This window comes from Acinetobacter pecorum (genome assembly GCF_014837015.1).
Lineage (GTDB): Bacteria > Pseudomonadota > Gammaproteobacteria > Pseudomonadales > Moraxellaceae > Acinetobacter > Acinetobacter pecorum.
This window is the reverse complement of sequence record NZ_JACSPT010000010.1, coordinates 1-26,183: the sequence shown is the minus strand read 5'-3', so window position 1 is coordinate 26,183 and position 26,183 is coordinate 1. Positions and strand designations below refer to the sequence as shown.

Sequence of the window (26,183 nt, the reverse complement as noted above, 5' to 3'; positions counted from 1 at the left end):
CTGCTACAGAGGGGAACTTTAGGCAACCGGATGAGGATCATCCCGTTAAAACAACAAACGTGAGGAAAATATAATGAAATTCGGAATATTAATCACCGGCCTGCTGCTGGCAGGTACATGTCTCAGCACCCAGGCATCCACCCAGGCCAGTCAGGTCACAGCAAAAGCCAGTTCACAATATGCCAAGACCCAATATCCGATTGTTTTTGCACATGGTATGGCGGGTTTCATCCGGATCGGTACTGACCAGTTTGGACTGGATTACTGGTATCAGATTTTACCGGATCTGGCGCGTAATGGCGGTAATGTCTGGGCAACACGTGTCTCGCCTTTTAACTCATCGGAAATTCGTGGTGAGCAACTTTTAGAGCAAGTAAATGAAATTCTGGCCATTACCGGTGCAAAGAAAGTCAATCTGATCGGTCATTCGCATGGTGGCCCGACCATTCGTTATGTCGCAGGTGCGGGGAATGGAATAGTTGCTTCCCTGACTTCCGTCGGTGCTCCACATAAGGGCTCCCCGGTTGCAGACCTGATCCTGCAAGCAGAAGGTACACCGATACAAGGGCCTTTAGTGGGTGGCATCAACCTGGTGTCTAAGGCCATCACCTGGGCACAAGGGTTAGACCCGAACAGTTTCCCGCATGATTCTCTGGCTGGTGGTCGCAGCCTGACCCTGGCAGGATCTGCGCAATTCAATCAGAAATATCCACTGGGTATGCCGACTACCACCTGTGGTGAAGGTGCATATCAACAAAAAGGTATCTACAACTATTCATTCACAGGTGTAGGCCAAGTTACCAACCCGCTCGATCCTGATTCAGCACTCAAAGTTACAGCCCTGCTCATTGATGGCGGCAAGGAAAATGATGGTCTGGTCTCCCGCTGTAGTGCCAAATTCGGTAAAACCATTCGGGATAACTACAACTGGAACCACCTGGACGAAGTGAACCAGTTACTCGGGTTAAAAAATGTCTTTGCTCCAGACCCAGTCGATGTTTATCGCCAGCATGCCAACCGCTTAAAACTGCAAGGTTTATAGAGCTACACAAGCCTCTATTCATCCAGAGGCTTTTTCCATCTTATTTTTCGCTAAATTTTTTCTTAAAATTTACTTGTTAATCATGATTAAACTGCATATAAAATATTCATCAAATATAAAAAGAACTGTGAAATAAAATAAATGCAGATACGTTCTATAGAAATCAAAAACAGATTTAAAAGAATCTGCCCCTGTTGCAAACGAAAAGTGATTAATCCTTTTCAATTTAAAAAATATGAGCCTTATTATTGCCCCTCTTGTCATCGACATATTATCGCAAATGTATGGATCAGTATTTTACTGGCTATCACACAATGTTTTATTTGCATTCAACTTTTTAATGCAGGATTCCAGTCTTGGGGATATTTTGTATTATTCCTGATGTTTCTGCATAAAATTTTCTTGGATATTTTGGATGCCATGATCTTGCCTTTGCAGGAACATTTCGAATAAATCTAAATAAAAATCAGGCACAAAAAAATGCGCCCAAAGGCGCATTTTTTTCACTCGTATAAAGCTTAAAATTAAGCTTTAGTTTTACGAGCTGGTAATTTTTCACGAATACGTGCAGCTTTACCAGACAATTCACGTAGGTAGTAAAGTTTAGCACGACGAACGTCACCACGACGTTTCACTTCGATACCAGCAACGATTGGAGAGTGAGTTTGGAATACACGCTCAACGCCAACACCGCTAGAAATTTTACGTACTGTGAACGCAGAGTTCAAACCACGGTTTTTCTTAGCAATTACAACGCCTTCGAACGCCTGTAAACGCTCACGCTCGCCTTCTTTTACTTTAACTTGAACAATAACTGTATCACCTGGTGCAAAAGCAGGGATGTCTTGTTTCAATTGTGCGTTTTCAATTACTTGAACTAAAGGATGCTTACCGCTCATGGGGTATCTCCAATATGTGCGAGTCAGAAGAGGTCTGATCATCGCTGGGTATAGAGGCTAAAGCGCATACACCCGATTATCTTTCCCTTTATAGTTGACCATCTCAACCATAAAGAGCCTATTAAAGAATACTTAAATGAATTTTAAGTACTTACTCGAAGATAGAAATGATTACTCATCAATATCTTACAAATCTTTTAGCCATTTTTTCTGCTGCTTGGTCAGTTCGACTTTTTCCACCAACTCTGGGCGGCGTTCAAGTGTACGCTGATATCGCTGCAAAAACCGCCATTTTTCAATATTGGCATGATGCCCGGATTTTAATATCTCAGGTACATCCAATCCTTCAAAATGATCTGGCTTGGTATATTGTGGGCAGTCCAATAGACCATCCACAAATGAGTCTTGCACGTGAGATTGTTCATCAGACATCGCACCCGGAAGCCTCCGGATAATACTGTCCAATAAAACCATCGCAGGCAGTTCACCACCCGATAAGACGTAATCTCCAATTGACCATTCCTGATCAACATATTTCTGGATCAAACGTTCATCGACGCCCTCATAACGTCCGCACAGTACAATGATTCCGTCATATTTGACAAAATTTTGTACCGCAGTTTCATTTAAGGTCTTTCCTTGGGGTGACATATACACCACAGGAACATGAACTGCACCTGCTTGCGTTGCAAGCTCTTTGGCATGCTGGATTGCTTTTGCCAGAGGCTCAGCCATCATCACCATACCCGGACCACCACCAAATGGACGTTCATCCACCCGTTTATAGTTGCCCGTCGCATAATCGCGAGGATTGATGCAATGAATTTGCATCAATTCACGTTTTGCTGCGCGCCCGCTAATACCATAGGCTGTAATCGCTTCAAACATTTCAGGAAAAAGCGTAATGACTGCAAAAAACATCGCAGACTCCCTTATTTCCGAAAAATTCTTAGTAGTCTACGCCCCAATTGACGTAGATACGACCAGCTTCAAGATCAACGCGTTGCACCACATCTTTATGCCATGGAATCATTCGCTCTTCGCCATCGACGCTATCGGCAGTTGCGCGAACTACCATCACATCGTTAGCACCTGTTTCAAACAGCTCAAAAATTTGACCGAGATTGACTTCTTGTTCTTCATCATCCAGACCTAACACCGTTAGACCTTTTAAATCAGACCAATAGTACTCATCTACGCCAGCTTGAGGCAGTTGCGACTTAGATATCCAGACATTGGAACCAACCAGTTCATCTGCGCCAGTGCGATCACTCACACCTTTCAGCGAAACAACCAGGCCTTTACCATGCGGTTTCCAACGTTTTACATCGACAATTTGCCAACCGGCTTTGGTCTCAATGTACCAAGGCAGATAGTCAAATATGTTGCTCATGGGTTCTGTATTGGAGTAGACCCAGAGCCACCCATTTAATCCATATGCTGAACGTAACTGTCCAATCTGAATACGATCTTCGGGAACATTCTGTGTTGGTGTCATGGGCAAGCTACTACCTAATTTATATAAAAATTATGCAGCAACTGCAGCTTTCTTAGCTTGAGCAGCTAAAGAAGCAACACGATCAGAAGGTTGAGCACCTTGAGAAACCCAGTGAGCAAAACGATCAGCATCTAAACGAAGTTTTTCTGCTTTACCTTGAGCTGTAGGGTTGAAGAAACCGATACGTTCGATGAAACGACCGTCACGTGCATTACGGCTATCAGTCACAATGATTTGATAGAACGGACGTTTTTTAGCACCACCGCGTGCAAGACGAATAACAACCATGATAGAACCTTATAGTTTTTACGGATTATCCTTGTACCGACCATCGATACAGCTCAAACCCCTTTCATAGAGGGCAGTATTTTACTTGAACTTTGCCCTGAATGAAAGATCAAAAAGTGTTTGGCTACAATTTTGGGTTTGGATCTTACTTATCTGTCCAGCTATAACAAGGGCCAGTTGCATAAGCTGCATTTTTATACCAGCACTTCTCTTCAGTATTATTGAGAGTCAAGTCCCCATCGTCCGCCTGGCTTCCTGTAGGAATTGCTTTTAATAGCCATGTTTGTTCGTTTGGACTGGCCCCGGTTATAAAAGAAACATTATTTCGATCTGTTAATTCAATGGTATATGTTGGTGTCCCTGTTAAGGGGAAAGCAGCACTACCGATATCAGAAATCTCCAAACCTGAAAATGATTTATTTACCAATTTATAACTTTCTAATTTATGTGCAAGCTCAACTAAATATGCCTGCGCTTCTACTCTTTTTGTCCGTTTTACATATTGCTGGTAACTCGGATATGCAATTGCTGCCAATATAGCGATAATAGCAACTACGATCATTAATTCAATCAAAGTAAAACCTTTCACTCTTCTTAAATCTTCTTTGAATTTTTTCATTTTTACATCCTTTTAACAACTTGTGCTTGAAACTGTTAAAAGCGTAGTTGTACTGCAATTTACCCCTCTGGATGTCATCAAAAAGGATTTAGAAGCTCTTAATGCACTACTCTTCGTTTGGCTTGGCATGCCTATCATTTTCCAGCCTTGTCCTGCCGTAGAATCCTGTAAACTTTTACTAGTATCATTAATATCTACAATAATGATTTGATAGTTGTAATCTGTAGAACTACTACCATAAGGCAAATTAATAACGCCTTCTTGCCCTGTAACTTGGTTCTCTGGGATATATCCTGCAAAACTTAGCTGTTTTCCTTTATAGCTTTCTAAACGCTGACTAATTTTCAACATTTCAGACTCTGCCTGAGATTGGTAAGAGCGTGCAATATATTGCTGATAGCTAGGCATCGCAATCATTGCAAAGATTGCAACAATTACGACGACAACCATTAACTCTATCAAAGTAAATCCCTTATAGAAACCTTGATTCATCTATTCTCTCCTTACCACTCAAACCAGCGTGTTGGTTTAATAGTTCGTTTTTGAGAATATTCTGGTAACTCTGAAGTACCTTCAGGCGTACAATTCCCTACACATGTTTCACTAGTAGGTTTAACAGGCCCAATCAGACGAGACGCACGATCTTTACCTGTGACCTTACCTAAGGTAGGACCTACAATACCTTGGTAGGATTTATTTACATATGCTGCACAATCTGCATAAGGTGTACAAATACGATGAATAGTAGAAAGTCCTTTTACACCACCACCACACTGATTTGAGCCTGTAGCAGATAAACTAGCATTAGGGTCATAGACATTGACATAAAGATCACCCGCAATTAACTGGGATTCCTCCATTGATTTAGCAACATTACCGGTACCTGTATTAGCGAGTTGCAGCATCCAACCACGTAATGTTCCATTTGGCGTCATTGCTTTTCGGAATTTATCATCCTCGCCCGTGCCACCTTCACCCCATTCAATACTGGTTTGTATGACACCTAATTTACCGCGCTCAGCCAAATTCTCGGCTGTCGCTTCTGCCTGAAAACCACTATAAGTTGATTTTTCCAAACCTGTCAGGGCTGCGTCATAATCCAAGATGCCGTACACACTATTTGGTGCATTTTCAGCTTCTAACGGGTAACTACGATTCCCTGATCCAGCTGTTACCAGAACCGCAAGTTTGCCACTGTCGGTATTAAATACAGCCGTTGTCAGACGCTCATAGAACCGTGGTGTAAAAGTATTCGTTGCCAGATGTGCAATTCGTTTGGTTCGCACAATAACATCAGCACTTGCACTTGATAAGAACTGAGCATTGTTATTTAAATCGACACGGAAGATCTGACCACCCAAATCCGCAAAATAAATCATATCTGCCAGACCATCTGCATTATAATCACGTACTACTGGCTGACCTACGACGCTGTATTTCACTTCAACACTTTGGTCATTTGTACTATCAACCACTGCTGAAGCATTATTCGAGCTGACACGCGCAATTAATGTACCTGAGTCCGCTTCCACGATATAAAGTGCATTTCCTTTTGTTGCTACAGTTGGTTCTACAAATGCATCAGCTGGCTTTTCATAGATATCTGCATCATAGCCACCACCAAATATCAGCACTCGTTTCCGTTTACCTTTAACCAAAATTTCCGTTACTGTAGGTTTAGCCCAAATTTGCCCCATACGTTCAAAACCAGCATCACTTGGGGTGCTATGGAACAATAATTTAGGTGAACTTGGGTTTTCAATATTTAAGCCGTACAGGGCTTCCCCCCCCATACGCAAACCACCATAAATATTTAGTCGTGTTGCCTTATAGGAAGTCGTGGTTGTATCGTCTATTGTTTCAGTCGTAACTTTATAAGCACTATCAAGTGCCCAAGGTGCATCAACACCGTAGGCTAAACCATTTTCACTTTTAGCATCTGGATTAGCCAATGTTTCAGTCTGATTGCGTAAAATTTCCTCCGGCACAAATACTGATTTTTCCTCACCAGTTCCTGCATCTACAATATGTAATCCGCCTTCAAAAGAACCATAAACAACATATTCATCACGCTTATCTGTCCCTGTTCCATCTGCTTTAATCATTGCGGACTTCGTTACCATGAGTGGCGTAGAGTGCACAACTCCGCCCAGGAAGCGGTAAGGTACATTAGGTTTATTGTATTCGCGCAGGATATCTGAAGTAATCGCCAAGTTAGCTGGCAGATATGCTGTTTTATATCCAAGGTAATTTAATAAAGCATAACGCTGTTCAGCTGTTATATTTTCTGACAAAGCCTCAGGTTCATCATCACCTGCAGAATAATCTGTTGCCAGACTTTCTTTAGTAACTGCTTTAGCTATCTGTTTAATACCAGTTTCATTTTCAGAAAAATCAACAATAAATAAATTACGTTGACTTGAATCCTTACTAAATTCGCCATCAATATCCATCAAAGAGGTTACCGGAATATTATTTAAAGCCCCCCCACTGAGTGCTGATGAATGGTCATCTGAAGTAAGTGCATTTGACCATAAGTCTTTTGCACTCTTATTAATCGACTGTGAAGTAGCTGATTCTGTATATATCGCATTCCCTGATGCATCTTTCAAAGTACCATCTTCAATTTTGTATTTCTTTAAATTTCCAATCCAGGTACGAACAGTAGCTGCATCTGTCGGTACAATCATTGGGAAAAAGCCTTCACCCATCATTTGTGTTTGATCTAAAGGATCACGAGGCACTGAAATCGTTCCCATACTGGATGGCTCAAAAGAAGCTCCGACTTTGTCAACAAAGTCAATAATACTGTCTGAGATATCAGATGAGTTTACTGCATAATAGAAACCGCCTTTTCCATATTCATCACTTCCCCATTTACAGGCATTATAGGTATCTCGACCTAAATCATTATCTTTATTAGGAATACCTTCACAGTTATATACACCCTCATCACTTCGTGGGACACCTGCAAAAGAACTTCCAAAACCAACAACTGCTGTTTTAATTGACTTCCCTAATGGATTCTTTGTTGCATCTGCCAGTTTTTGTGCAAACAGACCAATATACTCCCAACTGCCTGTCTCACCATCAAATAAATTAGATTTAAACTTAGGAGAGATTAACTTTGTAGCATTATTGTATTCATCATCGGTAATATGATAAGTCGAATTATCTAAAGCTTCATTCATAACTGTTTTTGCCATCACCGGCAAAGAAGAGTTCGGTGCACCATCAGTAAGGAAGTAGATACCATTCCCTTCACAGCTGCTAACCGTTCCTCCTCTTATGTATTTATTATCCGCAGCTTTTGTTGCTGGCTCAGAATAGCGGTATCCACCTAGAGTATTATTTGTATGAGCAGTACGGGTTTCCTGCAATGCGAAAGGGTTAGTACGATATGCGACTAGACCTCGGATCACGTTCCCTTCAGTATTCTTTCCACACTTAGGATTCCTATTATTATCCCATGACCCACCATTTTTCTCGCATTTATTTTTATCATTACCATCAACTTTAAAATAATCTTTCACCTTGTTCTCATAAGAGTAAACAATCCCCCCCATGGTCTCGAGATCCATGGGTTCATGATTGACTTTCATCCAACCATCCAGTCTCCAACCTTCAGGTAACTTGGAGTAAATCTCCCAAGTACTATTCATATCTCCAACTTTGGCTTTAAGTTCAGACGCCGTAACTCTTGCCCACCCTGTAGCAGCAGATGCATCAGGTTTATAAACAAGTGTTCCACTTGTAATAGTTTTATTTGTGCGATCATAGTCAGGCCAAGCACTTGGGCATTGTTTAACGTCACCTAAATTATTACTAACTCGTCCAGCACCTAAACTTGCACAGATAAAATAGGCTTGCCCATCTTCATCTTTATACTGTTTCACCATATATCCATCATAGATATACTGCACACTAGATAAACCAAAAATCGTGGCATTATATCCAGTGCCAGTTCCCATCATGGCAGCAGCTGCTTCAGCATATGCTTGAGCAGTAGGTGTACCACTTGATGGTCTTAAAATATCCGGGAATTTAGTACTGGAGAATTTTAAGTTAGCATTAGAATCGCCTTTACCATCCGTTGTACTATCCACAGATTGAAATTCAGCAATTTTTTGTGCTAAGGCCAAACGTTTAGCATTATCTAATTTACCTACAGGAATCAATATACGGCCAGAATGACTGTCTGTTAATTTATTATCAGACTTACCCACTAGCAATGGAGTTTTAGATGAAAAATGCCCTAATCCAATACTGGTTTCATCTGGCAAACCACCTTCATCTTCGAGTTTAGCCAGTAACTGAATAATTGCATCTTTTAGACGAGATAATCGGTCATATTCAGCAACTCCACCTTTAGTACAACCACGCATATAATAATCAACGGCAGTACCACCAATAGTAACTGTTTTTTTAATTGCAGTTTTGCCATCAGCACCTTCTAAATTATAAGCCCATTCCCATATATTACTGCCTTCATTGACTTGAATACGCTTACATAATGGAGTATCAACATCCCCAGGGCTGCCATAGGTGTTATTCTTTGGAAGCACAAGTGAGCTAATCCCCATACTGCCTGAAGTATCTAGCATTAATAAAATGCTGGCATTCCCCTTAACATTCGATTTATAAATACTTAAATCACTTGCATGTAAAGTTGTAGTTGCTGGCAGGAATATTGCTGGAAGCATTGCCATCATATAAACTAAAGGTTTTAGTTTCATCATATTTCCCCTTATTCCGCCACCGGACTTCTTGTTTCTGCCAAATTCACGATATATTCTGAAACTTGGGTATTTACCGGTACGCCTAAATTATTTAAACACTCATGCACCGTTTGTACTTTGACTTGACCTTCCGTAGTTATTTCCATATTTTTTAATGTTTTTTCATCCATCATGCGTTGTTGTAAGCAATCTTGCATATCATCAATATCTACAGAGGGTGCAAGTGCAGGTGCCAATGAGGTCACAGTGACACGTACGCGTTTTGTTTCAATATTGACATCTTTTAAATCAGTTTTTTTTGTCGTCAAAGCAAACCGTCCTAACTCAACTGTCGGATCATCTGGATTTACTACAGCGACCTGTGTAACCAGAGCTTTTCGACTAATGGAGAACATTGTTGTGGGATCACATGTCGCATCATAACTACCAGATTCAACACTTGTAGCTGCCTCAATATCATCTTTCGCTTTGCGTGTAATAATTCGGAAATCTCGCAGGCTAAAAAACACACTGTCTGTAAGTTCATCATCACTATCTATTTCTGTAGGCTTAAAACAAAACTGGAGTTCTTTACCTTGATTGCCATCCAGTAAAACTTGACCTATTGGAGTAGTTGAGAAACCTACCTGTTCATTGTCATTAAAATGTTTTTCAAGATGATCCAGTGCCACATCCGTTGTCTGCATGAGCATCGTTTGCACTTGAGCATTAGTTGCTAATTTCAAATTTAGAATACTATGGCGCATTGCATACAAACCAATCACACTAATCAACACCAAGAGAATTAAAACTACAATCAGCGTCGAACCACGCTCATAAAGATATTTTTTCATTCAATAATATCCCCCAAACCACCATTGCGTAGTGCCACAGTAGTGCTATATACATGACGCATGTATTTGTCTTTCGGCGCTTCCAGATCTTTATCAAGCACCTGAAAATTATAAATTTTATTATTCTGAACAATTTCACTTGATTTTGCTAACCATGCTAAATCAACGCCTATGATGGCAGGCTTTGTTTCTACTATATCCTTATAAGCATCTAAACTCATTGTTGCAGTAGACTGATCCGAGTTACGCACTTTAAGCATGACCCGCATAAAATCCACATTCGGGGCAATCATCTGTTCATTATTTACCGTGACAGAAATAAGATCAGGTGTGCCTCCTTCTGGAGTTGGAACTATTTCTCTGTGAAAAAATGTGGCACTTTTACAATATAAATCAGTTTCTATTTTCCCAGCTCCACGTCTCTTCAGATAATATTTCTCAATGACATACTCTCCACGTTCAGAGTTAAAGCCCTCTTCATCAATTGAAGTCACAGGACCATCAATATTTTCGCCTGTGCATGTCACCATATCGACTGGGGCTTGATACATGATGACTAATTGATCACTTCCAAAACCAGTATTAAAACCAGCATCTTGACTATTTTCTTCTGAAACATAATCAGCTGCAGTAATGTTTAAACCCTGTAAATTGTTTTCATCCAGAACAATCCCCCCATACAAAGTTTCATCATTCATTGCCCCGGCATTACCATGGTTAGCTAGACGAATATTTTTAGTAACAGCATTTAGACTAAATACACCAGTATCCTGAACTGAAGATGCAGCCTGTTGAATTTTATAATTAATCTGACCACTAATTACCAATTGCACCGCTACTGCGACTAAGATTAAGCCTAAGGTAATTGCAATGAGCAACTCAATTAAAGTAAAGCCTTTTTCTCTAGGTTGCATTAATAAGCCTCCAAAACTAAACAATCAGAGTTACTTATATATTTACCATTTGAATTTAAACATTCATTGGTCTCACTAGCACCTGCAACCTCTGCCTCTGTTTCATTCCATGCTGCAATTAAGCAGACACGATTTTGATTTGCTGATGTGTTTGGACAATCCGCCACACCTAACGTAATATTTTTAGTTTGTGCAAATTGCTGTTGTTCATATAAATCTGCTAAGGCTTGATGATCGCTGATACAAGATGAATCTAAAGTACACTCTATTTTTGTTGTCGGAATGGCTTGACTGTAATCCCCTGCACTATTTAAACGAATTTTCTCAGCCAAGCCATGTAAAATAACTAAAGCATCAGATCGTTTAATTGCCTCTTCTGTAGCGACCGTTGCTCGAACCTGTAACGCAACAAACCCCAATATAGCGATAGAAAGAATGACTATTGCAACTAAAACTTCCATCATTCCAACACCATACTGTGTCTTCATAGGTTTGCTTAGCATGAAGTCACCCCCTCTACAGTTACCGTGCCTGGTATAGAAACACTCAACTTAATAGCTTGTTTACTATTACAGAGCGTTATACTTTGTGCTGTTGTCAATTTTCCTTGTCTATTAAATACAAAATTGTCTGTACTAGTGGATGCAAACTCAAGCGTGTCTGCAACTGGGAGCAAAATAACACTTTCATTTTTTTTCTCAGATACAAGACTTGAATAACCTAAAATATTTCCCCCACAATCATCAGCAGTGATTGCAGTCCCACTAGCATCTATATCAGGACAAATAACAACTTCTGTTTGTAGTAACTGCGCACGACTTCGTGCTTCCATGATTCCTACTTTCATGTCAGTAACTGCTTTCTTTAATCTATGGTTATCTATCAAATCTCCAAAAGAAGGGGCAGCCATTGTCGAGATAATTGCTAAAACAGCAAGTGTGATCATCAGCTCAATTAAAGTGAATCCTTTATTTTTCTGCATACTCTCCCCCAGGCAAAACTTTGACCCAGTTAAAATAATACGCATTAAAGTTACAAAACCTACACAGAGCAGATAAAAGGCATAAAAAAACAGATAACTGTCATTTCCCAGTTATCTGCTTATTTTTAAATAAGAAACAGAATGTTAAACAGTTAACACTCTAAGCCTGTGTTACAGGAATACGTAACTCTTTGGGTAGGCTAAAGGTAATATTCTCTTCCCTTCCATCCAGCTCTTTAGGCGCTTTTGCCCCCCAATCCTGTAAACGTTGAATGACTTGTTTAATCAGGATTTCAGGTGCAGATGCGCCTGCAGTTACGCCAATTTGAGAGCTATTTTCAAACCATTCTTGTTTGAGTTCATCAGCATTATCGACTAGGTAAGCTGCTTTCCCCATACGTTCCGCCAGCTCACGTAAACGGTTTGAATTAGACGAGTTTGGTGAGCCTACTACCAGAACCACATCACAACGTTCAGCCAGATCGCGCACTGCATCCTGACGGTTCTGCGTAGCGTAGCAAATATCGTCTTTACGTGGACCTTGAATCAGCGGAAATTTCTGGCGAAGGGCATCAATCACTTTCGCTGTATCGTCAATTGATAAAGTGGTTTGCGTGACAAATGCTACTTTTTCAGGATTTCGCACAGTTAAAGCAGCAACGTCTTCTTCGTCTTCTACTAAATAGATATCACCGCCATTTTTCTTGTCATATTGGCCCATGGTGCCTTCAACTTCTGGGTGTCCCTCATGCCCAATCAGAATGGCTTCCACTCCTTCGCGTGCATATTTCGTCACTTCAATATGTACTTTAGTGACCAACGGGCAAGTCGCGTCAAAAACTTTTAAACCACGGTGTTCAGCCTCAAGCTGTACGGCTTTTGAAACACCATGTGCACTAAAAATCACGATATTATCGTCAGGCACTTCATCCAGTTCATCAACAAAAATTGCACCACGCTGGCGTAAGTCATCGACCACAAATTTGTTGTGCACCACTTCATGACGCACATAAATTGGTGGGTTAAAGCATTCTAGGGCACGGTTCACGATCGCAATGGCACGATCCACACCAGCACAGAAACCACGCGGGTTGGCTAAAACAATTTCCATAGAATCCTCAATACTCACACCATTTTTAGTGGTTCAATTGAAATAAATGTAAACAATCGGCTGACAACTATTTAGTTTAAAGCCGCTCTACTCTAAAATAGAGAAGATATTTTATCATATCAGGAAAAATATCATGTCGGGTCTCTTGTTTGTCGTTTCTGCAGCGTCTGGAACAGGCAAAACATCCCTTGTTAAAGCCCTACTTGAGCGTGTCAACAATCTTCACGTTTCTGTTTCACATACTACACGTGGTCAACGACCTGGCGAACTCGATGGCGTGCATTATCACTTCTCTACCAAAGAAGATTTTTTAAATCTGGTCAATGAAGGTGGTTTTATCGAATACGCTGAAGTATTTGGTAATTACTATGGTACCGCGCAGGCCACGGTGAAAGAACAGTTGGCTAAAGGCCATGATGTACTGCTGGAAATTGACTGGCAGGGTGCACAGCAGGTCCGTCGACTTTTTCCTGAATCCAAACAAATTTTTATCTTGCCGCCAAGCCAGTTTGATTTGCGGGAACGCTTGTCTAACCGGGGGACTGATACCGTTGATGTGATTGAACATCGCCTGAGCTGTGCAGTAGAAGATATGCAGCAATATAGCAACTTTGACTATATCATTATCAATGATGACTTCAATAAGGCGCTGCATGACCTTGAAGCAGTGATTATTGCCAATCGTCTGGTGCTTAGCCAACAAGCCAACCGTCATGAAAAGCTGATTCAGAAACTGATCACGCCGACTGAGCAATGATTAAAACTTGAGTCTATAGACAAAGCCTTTTATACTGTGCAGTCTGTTAAAATTTATTATTCAAACGAGAATTCTTATGGCACGCGTCACCGTTGAAGATTGTTTAGACCATGTAGACAACCGCTTTGAGCTTGTACTAGTGGCAAGCAAGCGTGCGCGTCAATTGGCGCGTCAAGGCATTGAACCAACTGTAGAATGGGACAATGACAAACCGACTGTTGTTGCTTTACGTGAAATCGCTGCAGGTCATGTATCAAAAGATATTTTGAAACAACGTGATCAAGACTATCAGACATCAAGTCTGGATCTAGCACTTTCTGCAAACAATCTGAACTTAGACGGTTTTTCTTTCCAATAAGAGATCGTCAATCAAAAAGCCTAGTTTAAAACTAGGCTTTTTTTGTTATGTGACTTTTATATTTATACTAGAACGGTTATAACATAAGGGTTAGCTCATGCAAACTGCTAGAGATTTTCTACTTTTTATAGTAAAAATTAATCAGCTCTGTACTTTGCATTTCATTAGAGCTTTCACGGTTTAATTTGTAAAAAATTCAGTTTTAAAGGTGTTTTATGCCAGGCCCACAGGTCAGTCAAGCCAAGCAACAGCTAAAGATCATTATCGACGCGTATTTAAGTGAAAACGACGTTGAACGTGTGCTTGCGGCCTGTGATTATGCAGATATCGCCCATGACGGTATTATTCGCAAAAGTGGCGAACCTTATATTCTGCATCCGATTGCGGTCAGTTGCATTTTGGCACATATGCGTCTGGATACTGAAACCTTAATGGCTGCCCTGCTGCATGACGTGATTGAAGATACTGAGTTCAGTAAAGATGATATTGCTGAAAAATTCGGCAACACGGTCGCAGAACTGGTCGATGGCGTGACCAAACTGAGTCACTCCAGCGATAAAGAATATAATAAAGCAGCTTCTTTCCGGAAAATTCTGCAAGCGACCTTACAGGATCCGCGTGTCATTATTGTGAAACTGGCTGACCGCTATCACAACATGACCACCCTAGAAGCACTACGCCCCGACAAACGTGCCCGTATTGCCCGGGAAACCTTTGAAATTTTTGTTCCGATGGCACGTATTGTCGGCATGAATGAAATGGCCGACAACCTGGAGCATTTGTGCTATCAGAATCTTGATCTGGATATGTACAACAATGTTCAGACTGCCCTGCAGGAAACCAAGCCGAAACGCTGTGAATATCAGGCCAAATGGGAAAAAAACCTGACCGAACTGCTGCAGAAAAATGGTATTCAAGGCCGCATTAAAAAGAAAAATAACAATATCGAGTTACTTCGTCACTTTGTTAAAAATGACATTGATCTGCAAGAATTGACGCATAGCCATGCTTTTGAAATTATCTTACAGAGCATTGCCGATTGTGATCGTCTTGCAGAGATTCTGACCCAAAGCTTTAAGATTCAAAGCTATGAAGACCATATCCGTCGCCCCTTACCCGGTGGCAACCAGTCCCTGATGATGCGCCTGAAAGGCGAAAAAACCACTTTGTCTTTAACCATTCAAACCGAACTGATGCGTAAAGCCGCACGTTTCGGTGTAGTACTAGGTGAAAATGCTCCACAAGCCTGTCGCTCTGCGATTCAGGCGTCAATGCAGAATCTCAATGTATTGGTCGATGGTGAATGTGCCAAAACCACTTTCAGTGAATTACTGGACTATTTGCATCAGGAAAAAATCTGGGTCTATACCCCGCATGGGCACCTGCATGAATTACCACAAGGTGCTACAGCAGTTGATTTTGCTTATGCCGCCAGTTTGTTCCTTGGCAACCATGCGGTGGGCGCTAAAATCAATAATGAAACCAAACCGCTGTCAACGCCATTGGCTAGTGGTCAGGTGGTTGAAATCATTACTGATGTACTCGCGACACCCAATCCCGACTGGCTCAGTTTTATCAATACTCAAAAAGCCCGCCGCGCAATCCAGAATATCTTGCGCGATCAGGATCTGGACGAGCAGCGTCTGGTGGGACAGCAGGCACTGAATCGTGCATTAAAACTGTTTCATCGCTCGATTCAGGATCTGACCGAGGCTGACTGGAAAAACCTGCTGGAATGGCGTCACATTGCCAGTAAAGAGCAACTTTTTGAACAGATTGCGGTCGGTGATTTATTACCGCAACTGGTGGCCAATCATTTGTTTGCCCAGGACCAGCATCAGAATGTTGCGAGTTCGGGCCGCTTGATTCAGGGTACGGAAGGGGTTGATGTTAAATATGCACATTGCTGCAATCCGGTACTTGGCGATCCGATTCAAGGTCATTTGACCCGTCGTGGCCTGATTGTGCACCGCTCACGCTGTCATAACCTGCTGCATGAACAGCATCAGCATCCTGAAAACATCATGCCATTGCAATGGACTGCCGATGATCTGGACGATATCAGCTTTACCGCCTATCTCTGTATTGACCTGGCGATGGATGATGAACAGATCTCTGACCTGATCTATCAATGCCGTAAAGCACATTCCGGTGTAGAAATGGTCCGCTCTCAAGATAACCAGACCTACGTCAATATCGTAGTCCATAACCGCAAACAGATTGCACAGATCATCCGTGACCTGCGCATGTATTTCGGTTTTCCCCGAATTACCCGTCTGTCCCAACCCGTCATTCTGAGTGAAGCGTCTAAAGCGAGTTAATCATTTAAAACGATAATGCTTTTGTCAGCCGAAACGATCGAATATGATGTATGTTGATGATAAAGGAGAAATTAATGTCCCGCCAAGTAATCCATACTGAAAATGCCCCTGCTGCGATTGGCACCTATTCGCAAGCCATTTTAGTCGGTGATACCCTCTATCTATCTGGTCAAATTGGCTTGGATCCTTATAGTATGGAACTGGTTGAAGGCATTGAGGCTCAGATTCGTCGCGTATTTGACAATTTAAAGGCTGTTTGTGAAGCAGCGGGTGGCTCATTGGCAGACATCGCCAAACTGAATATTTTCCTGACGGATTTATCGCACTTCCAGCTGGTGAATCAAATTATGGGCGAATATTTTGCCCAGCCTTATCCAGCCCGTGCAGCCTTAGGCGTTGCCAGTTTACCTAAAGATGCTTTGGTTGAAATGGATGGCATTGTCATCATTAATCAATGATTTATATCATTAATTAAGTAACCAGATTTCAAGACTCTGTTTTAAATTATTCACTTATTTTGTGCGGAAATCCGGATAACACTCGGATTTCCGTTCAGATCATCTTCTTTTATCTAAATCACCAATTATTATAAAAAAGATTTCAAATGATTTTTATTGACAAACGATAACAATTATCAATAATATTACTTATCTTATTTAATCACTGTGGTTGTGTCCTATGTACGTTTGTTTATGCCGTGGCATTACAGATCAAGACATTAAAGATGCTATTGCAAATGGCGCTGAAAGTTATCGTGATGTGCGCGATATGCTGGACTTGGGTACATGCTGTGGCCGCTGTGCGCCAGAAGCCCGTATGATCATCAGTGATGAAGTATCACAAATTGCAGCCCGCCTGGGAGTGGCTGCCTGAACTATAAACACAATCATAAATCAATGGTCTTCGATCATTCCTCCTCCCCCGCCTCTGACTCTGGCGGGTTTTTATTGCCATTTATCTGAGTCTGGATGGATTCGATTGCGATTTTCATTTGCTGTTCCATAAATTACTCGCCATTGGCCACTGACTTGCTTTACTATCAAAGTTAAAACGCTTTCTTAGAAAGATAAAACAGATTTAAATGGAGTGATGTAATGAAAGGCAATCGTGATGTGATTAATCAGCTCAATCAGGTGTTGTATCACCACCTAACCGCGATTAACCAGTATTTCTTGCATTCGCGCATGTTTAATGACTGGGGCATTGAGAAACTAGGCTCGGCAGAATATAAAGAATCCATCGTTCAGATGAAGCATGCCGATAAAATTATTGAACGTATTTTATTTTTGGAAGGTTTGCCGAATTTGCAGAATCTGGGCAAACTGTATATCGGCCAGCATACTCAAGAAGTACTGCATTGTGATGTACGCAAAGTGAAGGAAAATATCGAAGCTATCCAGAAAGCAGTCGCGCTGGCTGAAACCCAAATGGATTATGTAACGCGTGATCTGGTTCAGGAAATCCTAGAGAAAGAAGAAAACTATCTGGACTGGACCACAACACAAATTGATTTGATCGAAAGTATTGGTATCGAAAACTATATCCAAAGCCAGCTCTAATATTCGATTCAAAATAAAAAAGCCAGCATCTGCTGTAATTCTGATTAGTTAAAGAATTTAGAAATAGACTCTTTAACTTTTTAGTAGTTCACGACGGAGTCTTAACGGTTTAAATCAAATATTTGCAAATCATTTGTTACTTTGGTTTCGCCCAAAGTAACCAAAGGCATTTGTCATCCGCAAAACTCGTCAGCCACCATCCACTAGTAAATTTGTCGCAGAAACAATCATTTTTTAATGCAGTCCTGCCTCAAACAGTTGCGGATGACTTTTCCACCTATCAAATATAATCCTGAATTTAAAAAAGAAAATTCCAGTCAATTGCTTAACTGAATAGCATTACAGCATCTGCTGGCTTTTTTGTATTTAGCGAGACATATCCTGCGTTAATTCTTCATAACTCATTTCAGTTTTCTGAATAGTCTTTAGGCGTTGCAGCTGATGCCTGGCCTCAGCCTCGTAGCCATTAAATGCTAAGAGTTTGGCATATTTGATCAGGTTATATTTGGTTGGATAACTCAAGACCATTTGTTCACCTTCCTGAATCTGTTCAGCAGACGCTTTTCTATAAGGATTCAGACGAATCCAGGCAATGCGATGATTAAACTCAGTCAGCAGATAAATCGGTTTTTCATTGATGATTTTTTCCGGCTGCTTTTCATAACGAATACTTTGTCCAAGTTTTGGTACTGCAACATCATAGTCCCGATAAATCACAACCAATAAAAGCAACCCGACAGCGAAAATGAATTTCATGCCGATTGATGGCATAACCACTGTTTTAATTTTTGGATTTTGTGCCAGAACCGTACCCAGAATAAAACCTACTGGCAACAGGAAATAGGCATAATGCTGTGGAAACTCAAACATGGCATGCGTGACAAATGCCCCGATCATCAAAATTCCAATGACAGATTCAGGTGTGTTAACCCATCGTTGTAACTGATAGCCCAAATAACCAAAATAGGCCAGAAATGGCAGACCGATGATCAGTCCATTCCAGAGTAAAAAGTCCAGAATAAAATTATGTGCACTACGAATCCAGACCGGACCTTGTACCGTATCACTAATCGAGACAAAAGCGACACTGGTCTGATACCAGCCATAGCCAAACCATGGCTGCGCCTGAATCGCGGCAATCATTTGCTGCCAGATTGCGAGGCGTGACATATCGCCGGTGGCACGCGCTACTATATCCCGGCTTTGAACTACGTCCGTATCCATTGCCTGTGCAGCAAGCTGACTGAGTAATGGAAAAGCCACAATACATGCAATAAAGAAGGCGAACCAAGCAGTGCTGTAATACCATTTCAGGCGAATAATACCTTTATACTGATAGAAAGCTAAATACAGCATGATGGCGATCGCAGCGACCCAGGCAGTACGTGACTGACTTAACGCCACTCCCATGACAATCACAGCAGCGCAGGCAAATAGCCACTTGGTCTGGATTTTTTTCTTTTCATAAAGATAGAGACAGCTCATTAATGCCATGACTAAAAAAGTCGCCATATTGTTCGGCTGAGCAAAGTTGGCATAAGGCCGCTGATTACCGCTGATATTCACCATACCCGGCAAAGTCGCGTCCAAGTTAGTCCATTGGCAAAGTGCGATAATGCCTGTGACTGTACCTGAAGCTAAAAATACATAACTCAGATTAGCGAAAGTTTCTTCTCGGTTATAGTTTCCTGTTGAAAGGTTATAACCCAAAACACTGGCCAGCCAAAAGCTAAAGACGAAAATAAAGCCCATCATGGCAGTGCTAAAGAAAAAGACCTGTCCTGCTAGCAACTGAATTAAAGGAACACATGCCAGTAATAATAAAGGCAAAGTTACCTTAGGAAGACTTAACCGATCTTTTAGGAACATTGCAATCAAGGCAAATAATGCAAAAAATGCGTATAGCTCACCTGTATAGGTTACCCATGGGCGGTAATGGACAGGCATGAGCCAAGCGAGCGAGATTAAGATAGCTGCGATAAGGGCGAGCGTAGATTTCATCTGGTATTACATAATTAAAATGTATTCCAATTATACAAAATTCTAAGTTACCTTCCGCATACTAAATATTCATTCTTTTAAAAATAGTAAATGGCAAATGACGAATGATCAGCATAATGATTCGCCATATTTTTGGCGCGTAAATCGTGCTTTTTCCACGCTGCATTCCCGTCACAATTTGTTGAGCAACATCTTCGACTCTCGCAAGCTTCTTGCCTTGTGCAATCAAATGCTTGGTCATTTCTGACTGTGTGGGACCGGGTTTAATCAAAGAAACCGTGACAGCGGACTTTTCTAATGCAGCGCGGTGCTGCAAACCTTCTGTATAGGTGGCAATGAACGCTTTACTTGCTCCATATAAATAATTGGCATTGCGTCCACGATCTCCTGCGACCGAACCAATTACGCCAATTTTTCCAGCCCCTTGCTGGTGCATATACGTATATATTTCAGATAACAGCCCCGCCATACTGGTCATGTTGACATTGACCATGGTTGTCAGCTCGTCTAAATGAATTGCGCTTTCATCCTGAAACATCGTCCCCTGTGCCAATAGCACCTGATCTACTTTTTGAGCAAAGCATTGCGCTATGGTTAAACGTAACAAGGCCAAATCATCAAAGGCAACAGCATGATTGTCGATGTGGACTTTAGGGTAACGAATTGAAAAATCTTGGGTAAACAAGGCTAATTTTTCAGGATTGCGTGCGATACATATAAAACGCTGTACGTCCCCTGTTTGTGCCCACACATGCATACATGCTTGAGCGATGGAGGATGTTGCACCAACAATTAAAATGGTTTGCATGTTTTTAATATCCAAATAAACGTTTTGACATATCCGATGAAATGGCAGGATCTCGATAATTTTTAAATGCTTCTGCATGAGGATACGTCGCGAAAAACAGATCACGACTCATCCGTGCATCTTTGGCCAAATATAAGCGGCCCTTGGCTTGCGCTACGATTTGGTCAAGTTGCTTAAACAATGTAAGGGTCTTCTGTCCTAAATTTGGAAAATCCAAAGCCAACGTCAGTCCCTGCATTGGAAAACTCAACATCCCCTCACTGGCAAGGTCGCCAAAGGATTTCAATACCACCAAAAATGACCCCTGCTGTGCGGCATAAATCAGCTCTAACATGTCCTCAATGGCGTCTTGGGCAGATTGCATGGGAATGACATATTGATATTGATAAAACCCTTTTTGCCCATACAGCACATTCCAATTCTCGATGGCATCTAAAGGATATTGAAATTGGTAAAGGTGCTGCTGGATTACGCGAGGTGTTTTATTGACTTGATAATACAGATGATTAAATGCCTTTAAACTCAATGTATTAATACACGAGATTGCCGGCGTAAATGGAATTTTTTTGGTCTTGTTGTTTAAAGGTGTTGGATGCGTGTTCGACTCCGATCGAGTTTGATGATTGGCACGCATAAAGATGCCTCTGACGTTTTTTCCACTTAAGCAATCAATCCAAGACACCGTGTATTCCCAAGGCTCGGATTGTTTGGCAAGCGCGATAAATTCAGCAACACCGCGAAAATTTAGATATTCCACATCGAGCAGGACGGATTGTAAGGCCAATAATTGTATTTTGACCCGTAAAATCAGCCCTGTTAAACCAATGCCGCCTAAGGTTGCAAAAAATAATGCGGCGTTCTCATATCGTGAACAGTGAATGACGTTCAGATCGGAACGTAACAGCTCCAACGAGATAACATGATGCCCGAAGTTACCACGGACATGATGATTTTTGCCGTGGATATCATTGGCAATGGCACCGCCTACACTAATCAGTTGAGTGCCCGGTGTAACAGGCAACATCCAACCTTGAGGAATAAAGGTATCTTGAATATCCTTTAACAAAACCCCAGACTCACACTCTAAAATACCTGTGGCCGGATCAAAAGCATGAAAATATCGATAATGGTCTGTCAGAATGGTTTGCCCATCTGAAGCCACATTCCATAAGTCACTTTATATCGACACGTATCAAACCATTGAATTATATTATTTTATTTATTAATTCATCTTGTCCATATGGACATGCTTTTTGATAGACAAAATTTTGAGTTTTGTCCATATCAGAAAATGGCTTTTGTTGAGTGCGATAGCATGAATTTTATGAAGCAAACTAATCGTGAGATATTTTAAAATTTTGTTAAGCTCAAACTGAATAAAAAATCCAGACTCATTTATAGGTTAACTTCTGTATTTCTCCTTTAGGCTGAAGACTCTCACGTCGTGTATGATTCAGAACAATACACCTAGTCGCTTCGTTATCACCAAACTACATGGACACAACTTTTACAGCTGCACGAGGTATTCGTTCGGGTATTTTGAAGTCTTTAAGCCGTTTCATTCTATTACTCACCCATATATGAAATATTCCGTATACAACAGCACTTTCAATTTCAAATTATTTTCACCCCCCCACAAGCAACCACTACCAAACCAATATAGTTTTCTGCTCGCTTAACTGCTAATAATTTAACTTTTCACAGTACAAGCAATTTTTATATTTACATTTCTCAAAATCAACAAAACTGACATTTTTTGTCACTTAGTTACATAAATTTACTTATATGTATACTAAGATTTTTAATATATTGAACAATGTATTGATTTAACAAGAAATAATTGAGTAATATACTTTGGCACACTTTGTGCAATTTATAAATTAGCTTACAAAGCTTATAACTAAATTAACAACATTTGTGGAGAATGTTATGAATACAATGCAGAAGGGCTTCACGCTCATCGAACTTATGATTGTAGTCGCTATTATTGGTATTCTTGCTGCGATTGCGATTCCTGCATATCAAAACTATATCGCACGTTCTCAAGCATCAGAAGCTTTAAGTTTGCTTGGTGGTTTAAAAACACCATTAATTGACATTACAGGTTCTGCTGGATTAACTCAGGCATGTAGTACAAAAGACCAAGAAACAAAAAAAGAAACTGTTGAGGGTGTAGAAAAGACAACAGTAATAGCAGCAGGCGCTTTAAATAAATCAAATGGCTATACAACTAGTGGTAAATATGTTGAAAAAATTGAAGCTGCCGCTTCTGGAACCGATTCTTGTAAATTAACTGCTACCTTCAAGGCTAAAGGTAATGGTCTAAATGACAAAATTGCAGGTGGAAAAATTGCATTTACTTATACAGTTGCCTCAGGTGATTGGACTTGTACATCTGATTTAGATCCATCAGTACGACCTTCTTCATGTGGTTCACCTCTATAAATAATTTTATACAAAAAACGCATCTAACTTAGATGCGTTTTTGTTTTAGCTCAAAATTTTCTAATAACAACGAATTTACCTTTTCCAACAGTTTTTCATAATCCTCTTTTAGCTGCTCATAATCACTTTTCACCGCTTTGGTCTTAGTTTTAGCTTGCTCAATCCGTTGTGCAGGCGAAGGTACATTTTGCCCCGTAGCCTGTGCAGCTTGCTCAATTGCCTCAATTAATGCAGCATGACGGCTCTTCTTAATCGAGCCTCGTTTACGTCCAGCTTCCATTGCAACCGTATCGTTATTAATGGCAGAGCCTTTCGGTAGAATAATCGGTTTGTTGGCTTTTAATCGCTCCAAAGCAGCATAATATTCACTGAGTACACTCATGTTTTAAACCTCAATATTAATCGTTTTAATTCTTTGAATCATTTTGTTTAAAGCCATAATGTCATTGTCTATCTGCCCATATAACAAACTACCTTGCGCTTCTACGTCACGCATTCGTTTTAGTCGTTGCACCGCTTTTTGCATCTTTTCCGCACTCTCAGCATCAAACACTGCATGGGCACAACTCAAACAGCTCGTAATTGCAGTAAATGAAATTTTTTCGCAAGAATCAGGATTAGTACAAGCACCAAACAGGCTAGTCTTGCAAGCAATTTCCCCTTTTTTCATACGCTTGATGGTTTCATCACGATTCGGAAATACTGTGAGTAATTGCTCGCGGTCTTTTTGCAGCTGCAAATAGGTTCCTGCCCCACCGAGCAAACGACTAGCACTATTAATTACACCATCTTCAAATTGCGCATAAGAATGAACAAGCCGTTGATATTCAAGCTCTTGAAGAAACTCTTTTTGACTGTCACTCACTAAAATATTCGGTGCAAATACCGCATTGTTTCGGTAATATAAAGTCATTGCTTCGGTTAAATGCTTAAATTGGACCGACAAAGCGCCTAGTCCGATCATGCCTGAACGTGCGCCATAAACTGCAAGCGAACGTCTAAATTGATGGGTACAGATATTCCAATATTGACCAATTTGACAGTCCTTTTCTTCACGCCAGTTGCGAAAACCATCAAAAGCTTCAAGCTCGGCGATATCACTTTCTGTGATTTTCAACCCATCTCCAAGCAAGACAGAAATACGGCTTAAATACTGATTAAAATTGGTCTGTGTTCGGGTCGGAGCACCCTCAAAATTAGAGATAAAATCCGTTTCATGCTCAATATTTCGATTATTTTTATGCCTATGTTTTTGTGAATATAAAGTTGGAAATAATGGGTATTCAGCAGGATTAGATATATCATAGTGAGGATTGAGTAAGGCGTAGATTTCACCAATACTTTGTGCTGCATGTACCCCAAACTGGATATCCTCAAATGTGATCCAATAGGTGGATTTATTACCACCCCCGTGTAACTTGGAGGTATAACCCATAATGACATGTATAATATGTTCATTACTTTGAACCGTTTGATAGCAATCAGAAGACAGCTGATTCACTTCATTATCTCGCATGCCTGTAAACAAATGAATCCAAAGTTTGGCCATACCTTGAATCAGTGTCATATAACGGGTGAGGTTGGCATGTTTTTGAATCTGATTATTTTCAAACAGTGCCGTTAAACCGAGTAAATCTCGAGCATCAGCAAAACTTACCGCATTTTTTTCACGCTTAAATTCTGTCGGCATCAAAGCAAAATTTGCATCCTGCTGCTTGCGCTGAAACCATTTCAGAAGTGCTGATGCATTTTGATTAAATTCATTCAATTTATCTGCTAAAGCATTAATTAAGGCTATATAAAGCCGTGAAGGAACAACTTTGGTTTGTGGGCCTACTTTGCCTGACTGCAACCTGAGTTGAGCAGCCAACTTTGCTAAATGCTCTATTGGCTTATATGTACTAAACGCAGGAATGAGCAATGGGTATTGCTGTTGTAAAGCAAAACAATCAGTTAAAAATGCTTTAATGTGAATGGCTTTTTGATAGCTCACACCAACATAAGCATCATTTACTTTTGACATATAAGCAACATCGCTAAATAACTGCTGCAATGTACAGCCATTTTTATATGCAATTGCTGCAAACTGGCGTAAAACCGTATGCCGCTGTTCGATACTTTTAATAATCGACTTACCAGATTTTATATAAAGCAAAGCAAAACTGATTTTTTTCATTTCTGCCCGAATTTGACAGTAAAGAAAGTCATTTTCTCGGGCATTTTCAAGCCAACTATCAAAATTCAGGCGACAATCACACTTCGGTAAATATGGAGAAAGATCCCACACATTATCTGAATACACTGACAATATCTCACCGCTCTTCATTCGCGATAATACAAAAGTATTTGGAACAGTCAGTTGATTATTCTGTAGATTGTACTCATCAGGTAAAAACTGCTCAGCAATACCCAATGAATATAGATATGAATTAAATGAACTCATGATATCCACCCCAGATCAACTAAAAGTTCAAAATGATTTAGCCAATAGGCATCTAAATCACCGCTTTCAACTTCTTCCTGAATCGAAAAAATACGATCACGTAAATTTTCATAAGTATCTGATAAATCGTTGAGTACTTCGTCAATTCGGTGTAAAACCACACCGAACTGTGACTCCCATTTAATCAAATCCGTGGCTTTTTGCTTAACGTAGCTGAGCAGGCTTTTCAGTGATAAAAGCTTGCGTACATCTTCATCGTCAGCGTGGACTGCATAGTGTTGGCAGAACAGGCAATGTTCAAATTGCTGACAATTGGGTGTAGGGGCTTGTTCAGTAAACCCAATAGCTTTTTCAGGCTGTGGATGGATAGAGGCACATGCACCGACAGGTAAGATCTGAGTATCTACAGTCACATCAATAGTTTGCACAGCAATACGTTCAATAGTTCGAGTTTGTGCTACTGCAACTTCTCGCAGCTCATGGCTTTGTTGCACAAAGCTATTCTTGAGGGCTTCTTTAGCAATATAATTTCCAGATGAAGAAGCCTGCACCTAAAACTTACCGTA

At 40.7% G+C, this 26,183-nt stretch carries 25 protein-coding genes and 1 pseudogene; 8 read left to right on the top strand and 18 right to left on the bottom strand.

All coding sequences use genetic code 11. The features are described from left to right. The first annotated feature begins 73 nt into the window (after nt 1-73). The gene (locus H9629_RS08915; RefSeq protein ID WP_064094572.1) at nt 74-1,042 is read left to right on the top strand and encodes an esterase/lipase family protein; all 969 of its coding nucleotides are present in this window, start codon (nt 74-76) and stop codon (nt 1,040-1,042) included. A gap of 524 nt (nt 1,043-1,566) precedes the next feature. Here H9629_RS08915 and rplS read toward each other — a convergent pair. From rplS to ispH, 12 genes are all read right to left on the bottom strand, one after another. Further along, nucleotides 1,567-1,941 carry a 50S ribosomal protein L19 gene (gene rplS / locus H9629_RS08910; RefSeq protein ID WP_005101283.1) on the bottom strand — a complete coding sequence of 125 codons (375 nt, stop codon included), beginning with the start codon at nt 1,939-1,941 and terminating at the stop codon, nt 1,567-1,569. Between the two features lie 186 nt (nt 1,942-2,127). Next, a complete protein-coding gene (trmD, locus tag H9629_RS08905; protein WP_191730955.1) occupies nt 2,128-2,862 on the bottom strand; it encodes a tRNA (guanosine(37)-N1)-methyltransferase TrmD in 735 nt (244 codons plus the stop codon). A 28-nt stretch (nt 2,863-2,890) separates the two neighbouring features. Next, on the bottom strand, nt 2,891-3,439 hold the full coding sequence (gene rimM / locus H9629_RS08900; protein ID WP_191730954.1) for a ribosome maturation factor RimM: 549 nt from the start codon (nt 3,437-3,439) through the stop codon (nt 2,891-2,893). 30 nt (nt 3,440-3,469) lie between these two features. Next, a complete protein-coding gene (gene rpsP, locus H9629_RS08895) occupies nt 3,470-3,727 on the bottom strand; it encodes a 30S ribosomal protein S16 (protein ID WP_004281198.1) in 258 nt (85 codons plus the stop codon). Between the two features lie 145 nt (nt 3,728-3,872). Then, a complete protein-coding gene (locus H9629_RS08890; RefSeq protein ID WP_191730953.1) occupies nt 3,873-4,346 on the bottom strand; it encodes a type IV pilin protein in 474 nt (157 codons plus the stop codon). 12 nt (nt 4,347-4,358) lie between these two features. After that, the gene (locus H9629_RS08885; RefSeq protein ID WP_191730952.1) at nt 4,359-4,838 is read right to left on the bottom strand and encodes a type IV pilin protein; all 480 of its coding nucleotides are present in this window, start codon (nt 4,836-4,838) and stop codon (nt 4,359-4,361) included. A gap of 11 nt (nt 4,839-4,849) precedes the next feature. Next, nucleotides 4,850-9,085 (bottom strand): pilus assembly protein, encoded by a 4,236-nt coding sequence (locus H9629_RS08880; RefSeq protein ID WP_225215768.1) that lies wholly within the window; start codon nt 9,083-9,085, stop codon nt 4,850-4,852. 8 nt (nt 9,086-9,093) lie between these two features. Continuing rightward, nucleotides 9,094-9,918: a PilX N-terminal domain-containing pilus assembly protein gene (locus H9629_RS08875; RefSeq protein WP_191730951.1), complete on the bottom strand. Its 825-nt coding sequence runs from the start codon at nt 9,916-9,918 to the stop codon at nt 9,094-9,096. Continuing rightward, the gene (locus H9629_RS08870) at nt 9,915-10,832 is read right to left on the bottom strand and encodes a PilW family protein (protein WP_191730950.1); all 918 of its coding nucleotides are present in this window, start codon (nt 10,830-10,832) and stop codon (nt 9,915-9,917) included. Before H9629_RS08870 ends, H9629_RS08875 begins: the two co-directional genes overlap by 4 nt. Then, complete coding sequence (pilV, locus tag H9629_RS08865; RefSeq protein ID WP_191730949.1) at nt 10,832-11,335, bottom strand: type IV pilus modification protein PilV; 504 nt, start codon at nt 11,333-11,335, stop codon at nt 10,832-10,834. Before pilV ends, H9629_RS08870 begins: the two co-directional genes overlap by 1 nt. Beyond that, complete coding sequence (locus tag H9629_RS08860) at nt 11,329-11,814, bottom strand: GspH/FimT family pseudopilin (RefSeq protein ID WP_225215767.1); 486 nt, start codon at nt 11,812-11,814, stop codon at nt 11,329-11,331. The genes pilV and H9629_RS08860 overlap by 7 nt, the downstream gene beginning before the upstream one ends. Before the next feature lie 160 nt (nt 11,815-11,974). Then, complete coding sequence (ispH, locus tag H9629_RS08855; RefSeq protein WP_191730947.1) at nt 11,975-12,925, bottom strand: 4-hydroxy-3-methylbut-2-enyl diphosphate reductase; 951 nt, start codon at nt 12,923-12,925, stop codon at nt 11,975-11,977. A 133-nt stretch (nt 12,926-13,058) separates the two neighbouring features. Here ispH and gmk point away from each other — a divergent pair, with 133 nt between their 5' ends. From gmk to bfr, 6 genes are all read left to right on the top strand, one after another. Beyond that, a complete protein-coding gene (gene gmk / locus H9629_RS08850) occupies nt 13,059-13,682 on the top strand; it encodes a guanylate kinase (RefSeq protein ID WP_064094584.1) in 624 nt (207 codons plus the stop codon). Nucleotides 13,683-13,758: 76 nt separating this feature from the next. After that, complete coding sequence (rpoZ, locus tag H9629_RS08845) at nt 13,759-14,040, top strand: DNA-directed RNA polymerase subunit omega (protein ID WP_004650579.1); 282 nt, start codon at nt 13,759-13,761, stop codon at nt 14,038-14,040. A gap of 215 nt (nt 14,041-14,255) precedes the next feature. Beyond that, complete coding sequence (locus tag H9629_RS08840; protein ID WP_064094585.1) at nt 14,256-16,361, top strand: RelA/SpoT family protein; 2,106 nt, start codon at nt 14,256-14,258, stop codon at nt 16,359-16,361. Nucleotides 16,362-16,435: 74 nt separating this feature from the next. Further along, the gene (locus H9629_RS08835; protein ID WP_004644973.1) at nt 16,436-16,819 is read left to right on the top strand and encodes a RidA family protein; all 384 of its coding nucleotides are present in this window, start codon (nt 16,436-16,438) and stop codon (nt 16,817-16,819) included. Between the two features lie 220 nt (nt 16,820-17,039). Continuing rightward, nucleotides 17,040-17,234: a bacterioferritin-associated ferredoxin gene (locus H9629_RS08830; protein WP_064094586.1), complete on the top strand. Its 195-nt coding sequence runs from the start codon at nt 17,040-17,042 to the stop codon at nt 17,232-17,234. Nucleotides 17,235-17,455: 221 nt separating this feature from the next. After that, complete coding sequence (bfr, locus tag H9629_RS08825) at nt 17,456-17,920, top strand: heteropolymeric bacterioferritin subunit Bfr (protein WP_005101322.1); 465 nt, start codon at nt 17,456-17,458, stop codon at nt 17,918-17,920. Nucleotides 17,921-18,286: 366 nt separating this feature from the next. Here the strand turns inward: bfr and H9629_RS08820 are convergent, their stop codons facing one another. From H9629_RS08820 to H9629_RS08810, 3 genes are all read right to left on the bottom strand, one after another. Further along, nucleotides 18,287-19,921, bottom strand: coding sequence for a PglL family O-oligosaccharyltransferase (locus H9629_RS08820; RefSeq protein WP_191730946.1), 1,635 nt, complete (start codon nt 19,919-19,921; stop codon nt 18,287-18,289). A gap of 61 nt (nt 19,922-19,982) precedes the next feature. After that, nucleotides 19,983-20,729 (bottom strand): SDR family NAD(P)-dependent oxidoreductase, encoded by a 747-nt coding sequence (locus H9629_RS08815; protein ID WP_191730945.1) that lies wholly within the window; start codon nt 20,727-20,729, stop codon nt 19,983-19,985. A 4-nt stretch (nt 20,730-20,733) separates the two neighbouring features. Next, entirely contained in the window at nt 20,734-21,891 is a 1,158-nt protein-coding gene (locus H9629_RS08810) for an FAD-binding protein (protein WP_191730944.1), read from the bottom strand. Between the two features lie 767 nt (nt 21,892-22,658). Between H9629_RS08810 and H9629_RS08805 the strand changes: the two genes are divergently transcribed. Then, nucleotides 22,659-23,174 (top strand): pilin, encoded by a 516-nt coding sequence (locus H9629_RS08805; RefSeq protein ID WP_191730943.1) that lies wholly within the window; start codon nt 22,659-22,661, stop codon nt 23,172-23,174. Between the two features lie 28 nt (nt 23,175-23,202). Here H9629_RS08805 and H9629_RS08800 read toward each other — a convergent pair whose 3' ends face one another. From H9629_RS08800 to H9629_RS08790, 3 genes and pseudogenes are all read right to left on the bottom strand, one after another. Further along, nucleotides 23,203-23,556 carry a hypothetical protein gene (locus H9629_RS08800; RefSeq protein WP_191730942.1) on the bottom strand — a complete coding sequence of 118 codons (354 nt, stop codon included), beginning with the start codon at nt 23,554-23,556 and terminating at the stop codon, nt 23,203-23,205. Between the two features lie 3 nt (nt 23,557-23,559). Beyond that, nucleotides 23,560-25,617 carry a hypothetical protein gene (locus H9629_RS08795; protein WP_191730941.1) on the bottom strand — a complete coding sequence of 686 codons (2,058 nt, stop codon included), beginning with the start codon at nt 25,615-25,617 and terminating at the stop codon, nt 23,560-23,562. Beyond that, nucleotides 25,614-26,099: pseudogene (locus tag H9629_RS08790) on the bottom strand (hypothetical protein); the annotation flags it as partial. The gene H9629_RS08795 and the pseudogene H9629_RS08790, both read right to left, overlap by 4 nt. Nucleotides 26,100-26,183 lie beyond the last annotated feature (84 nt).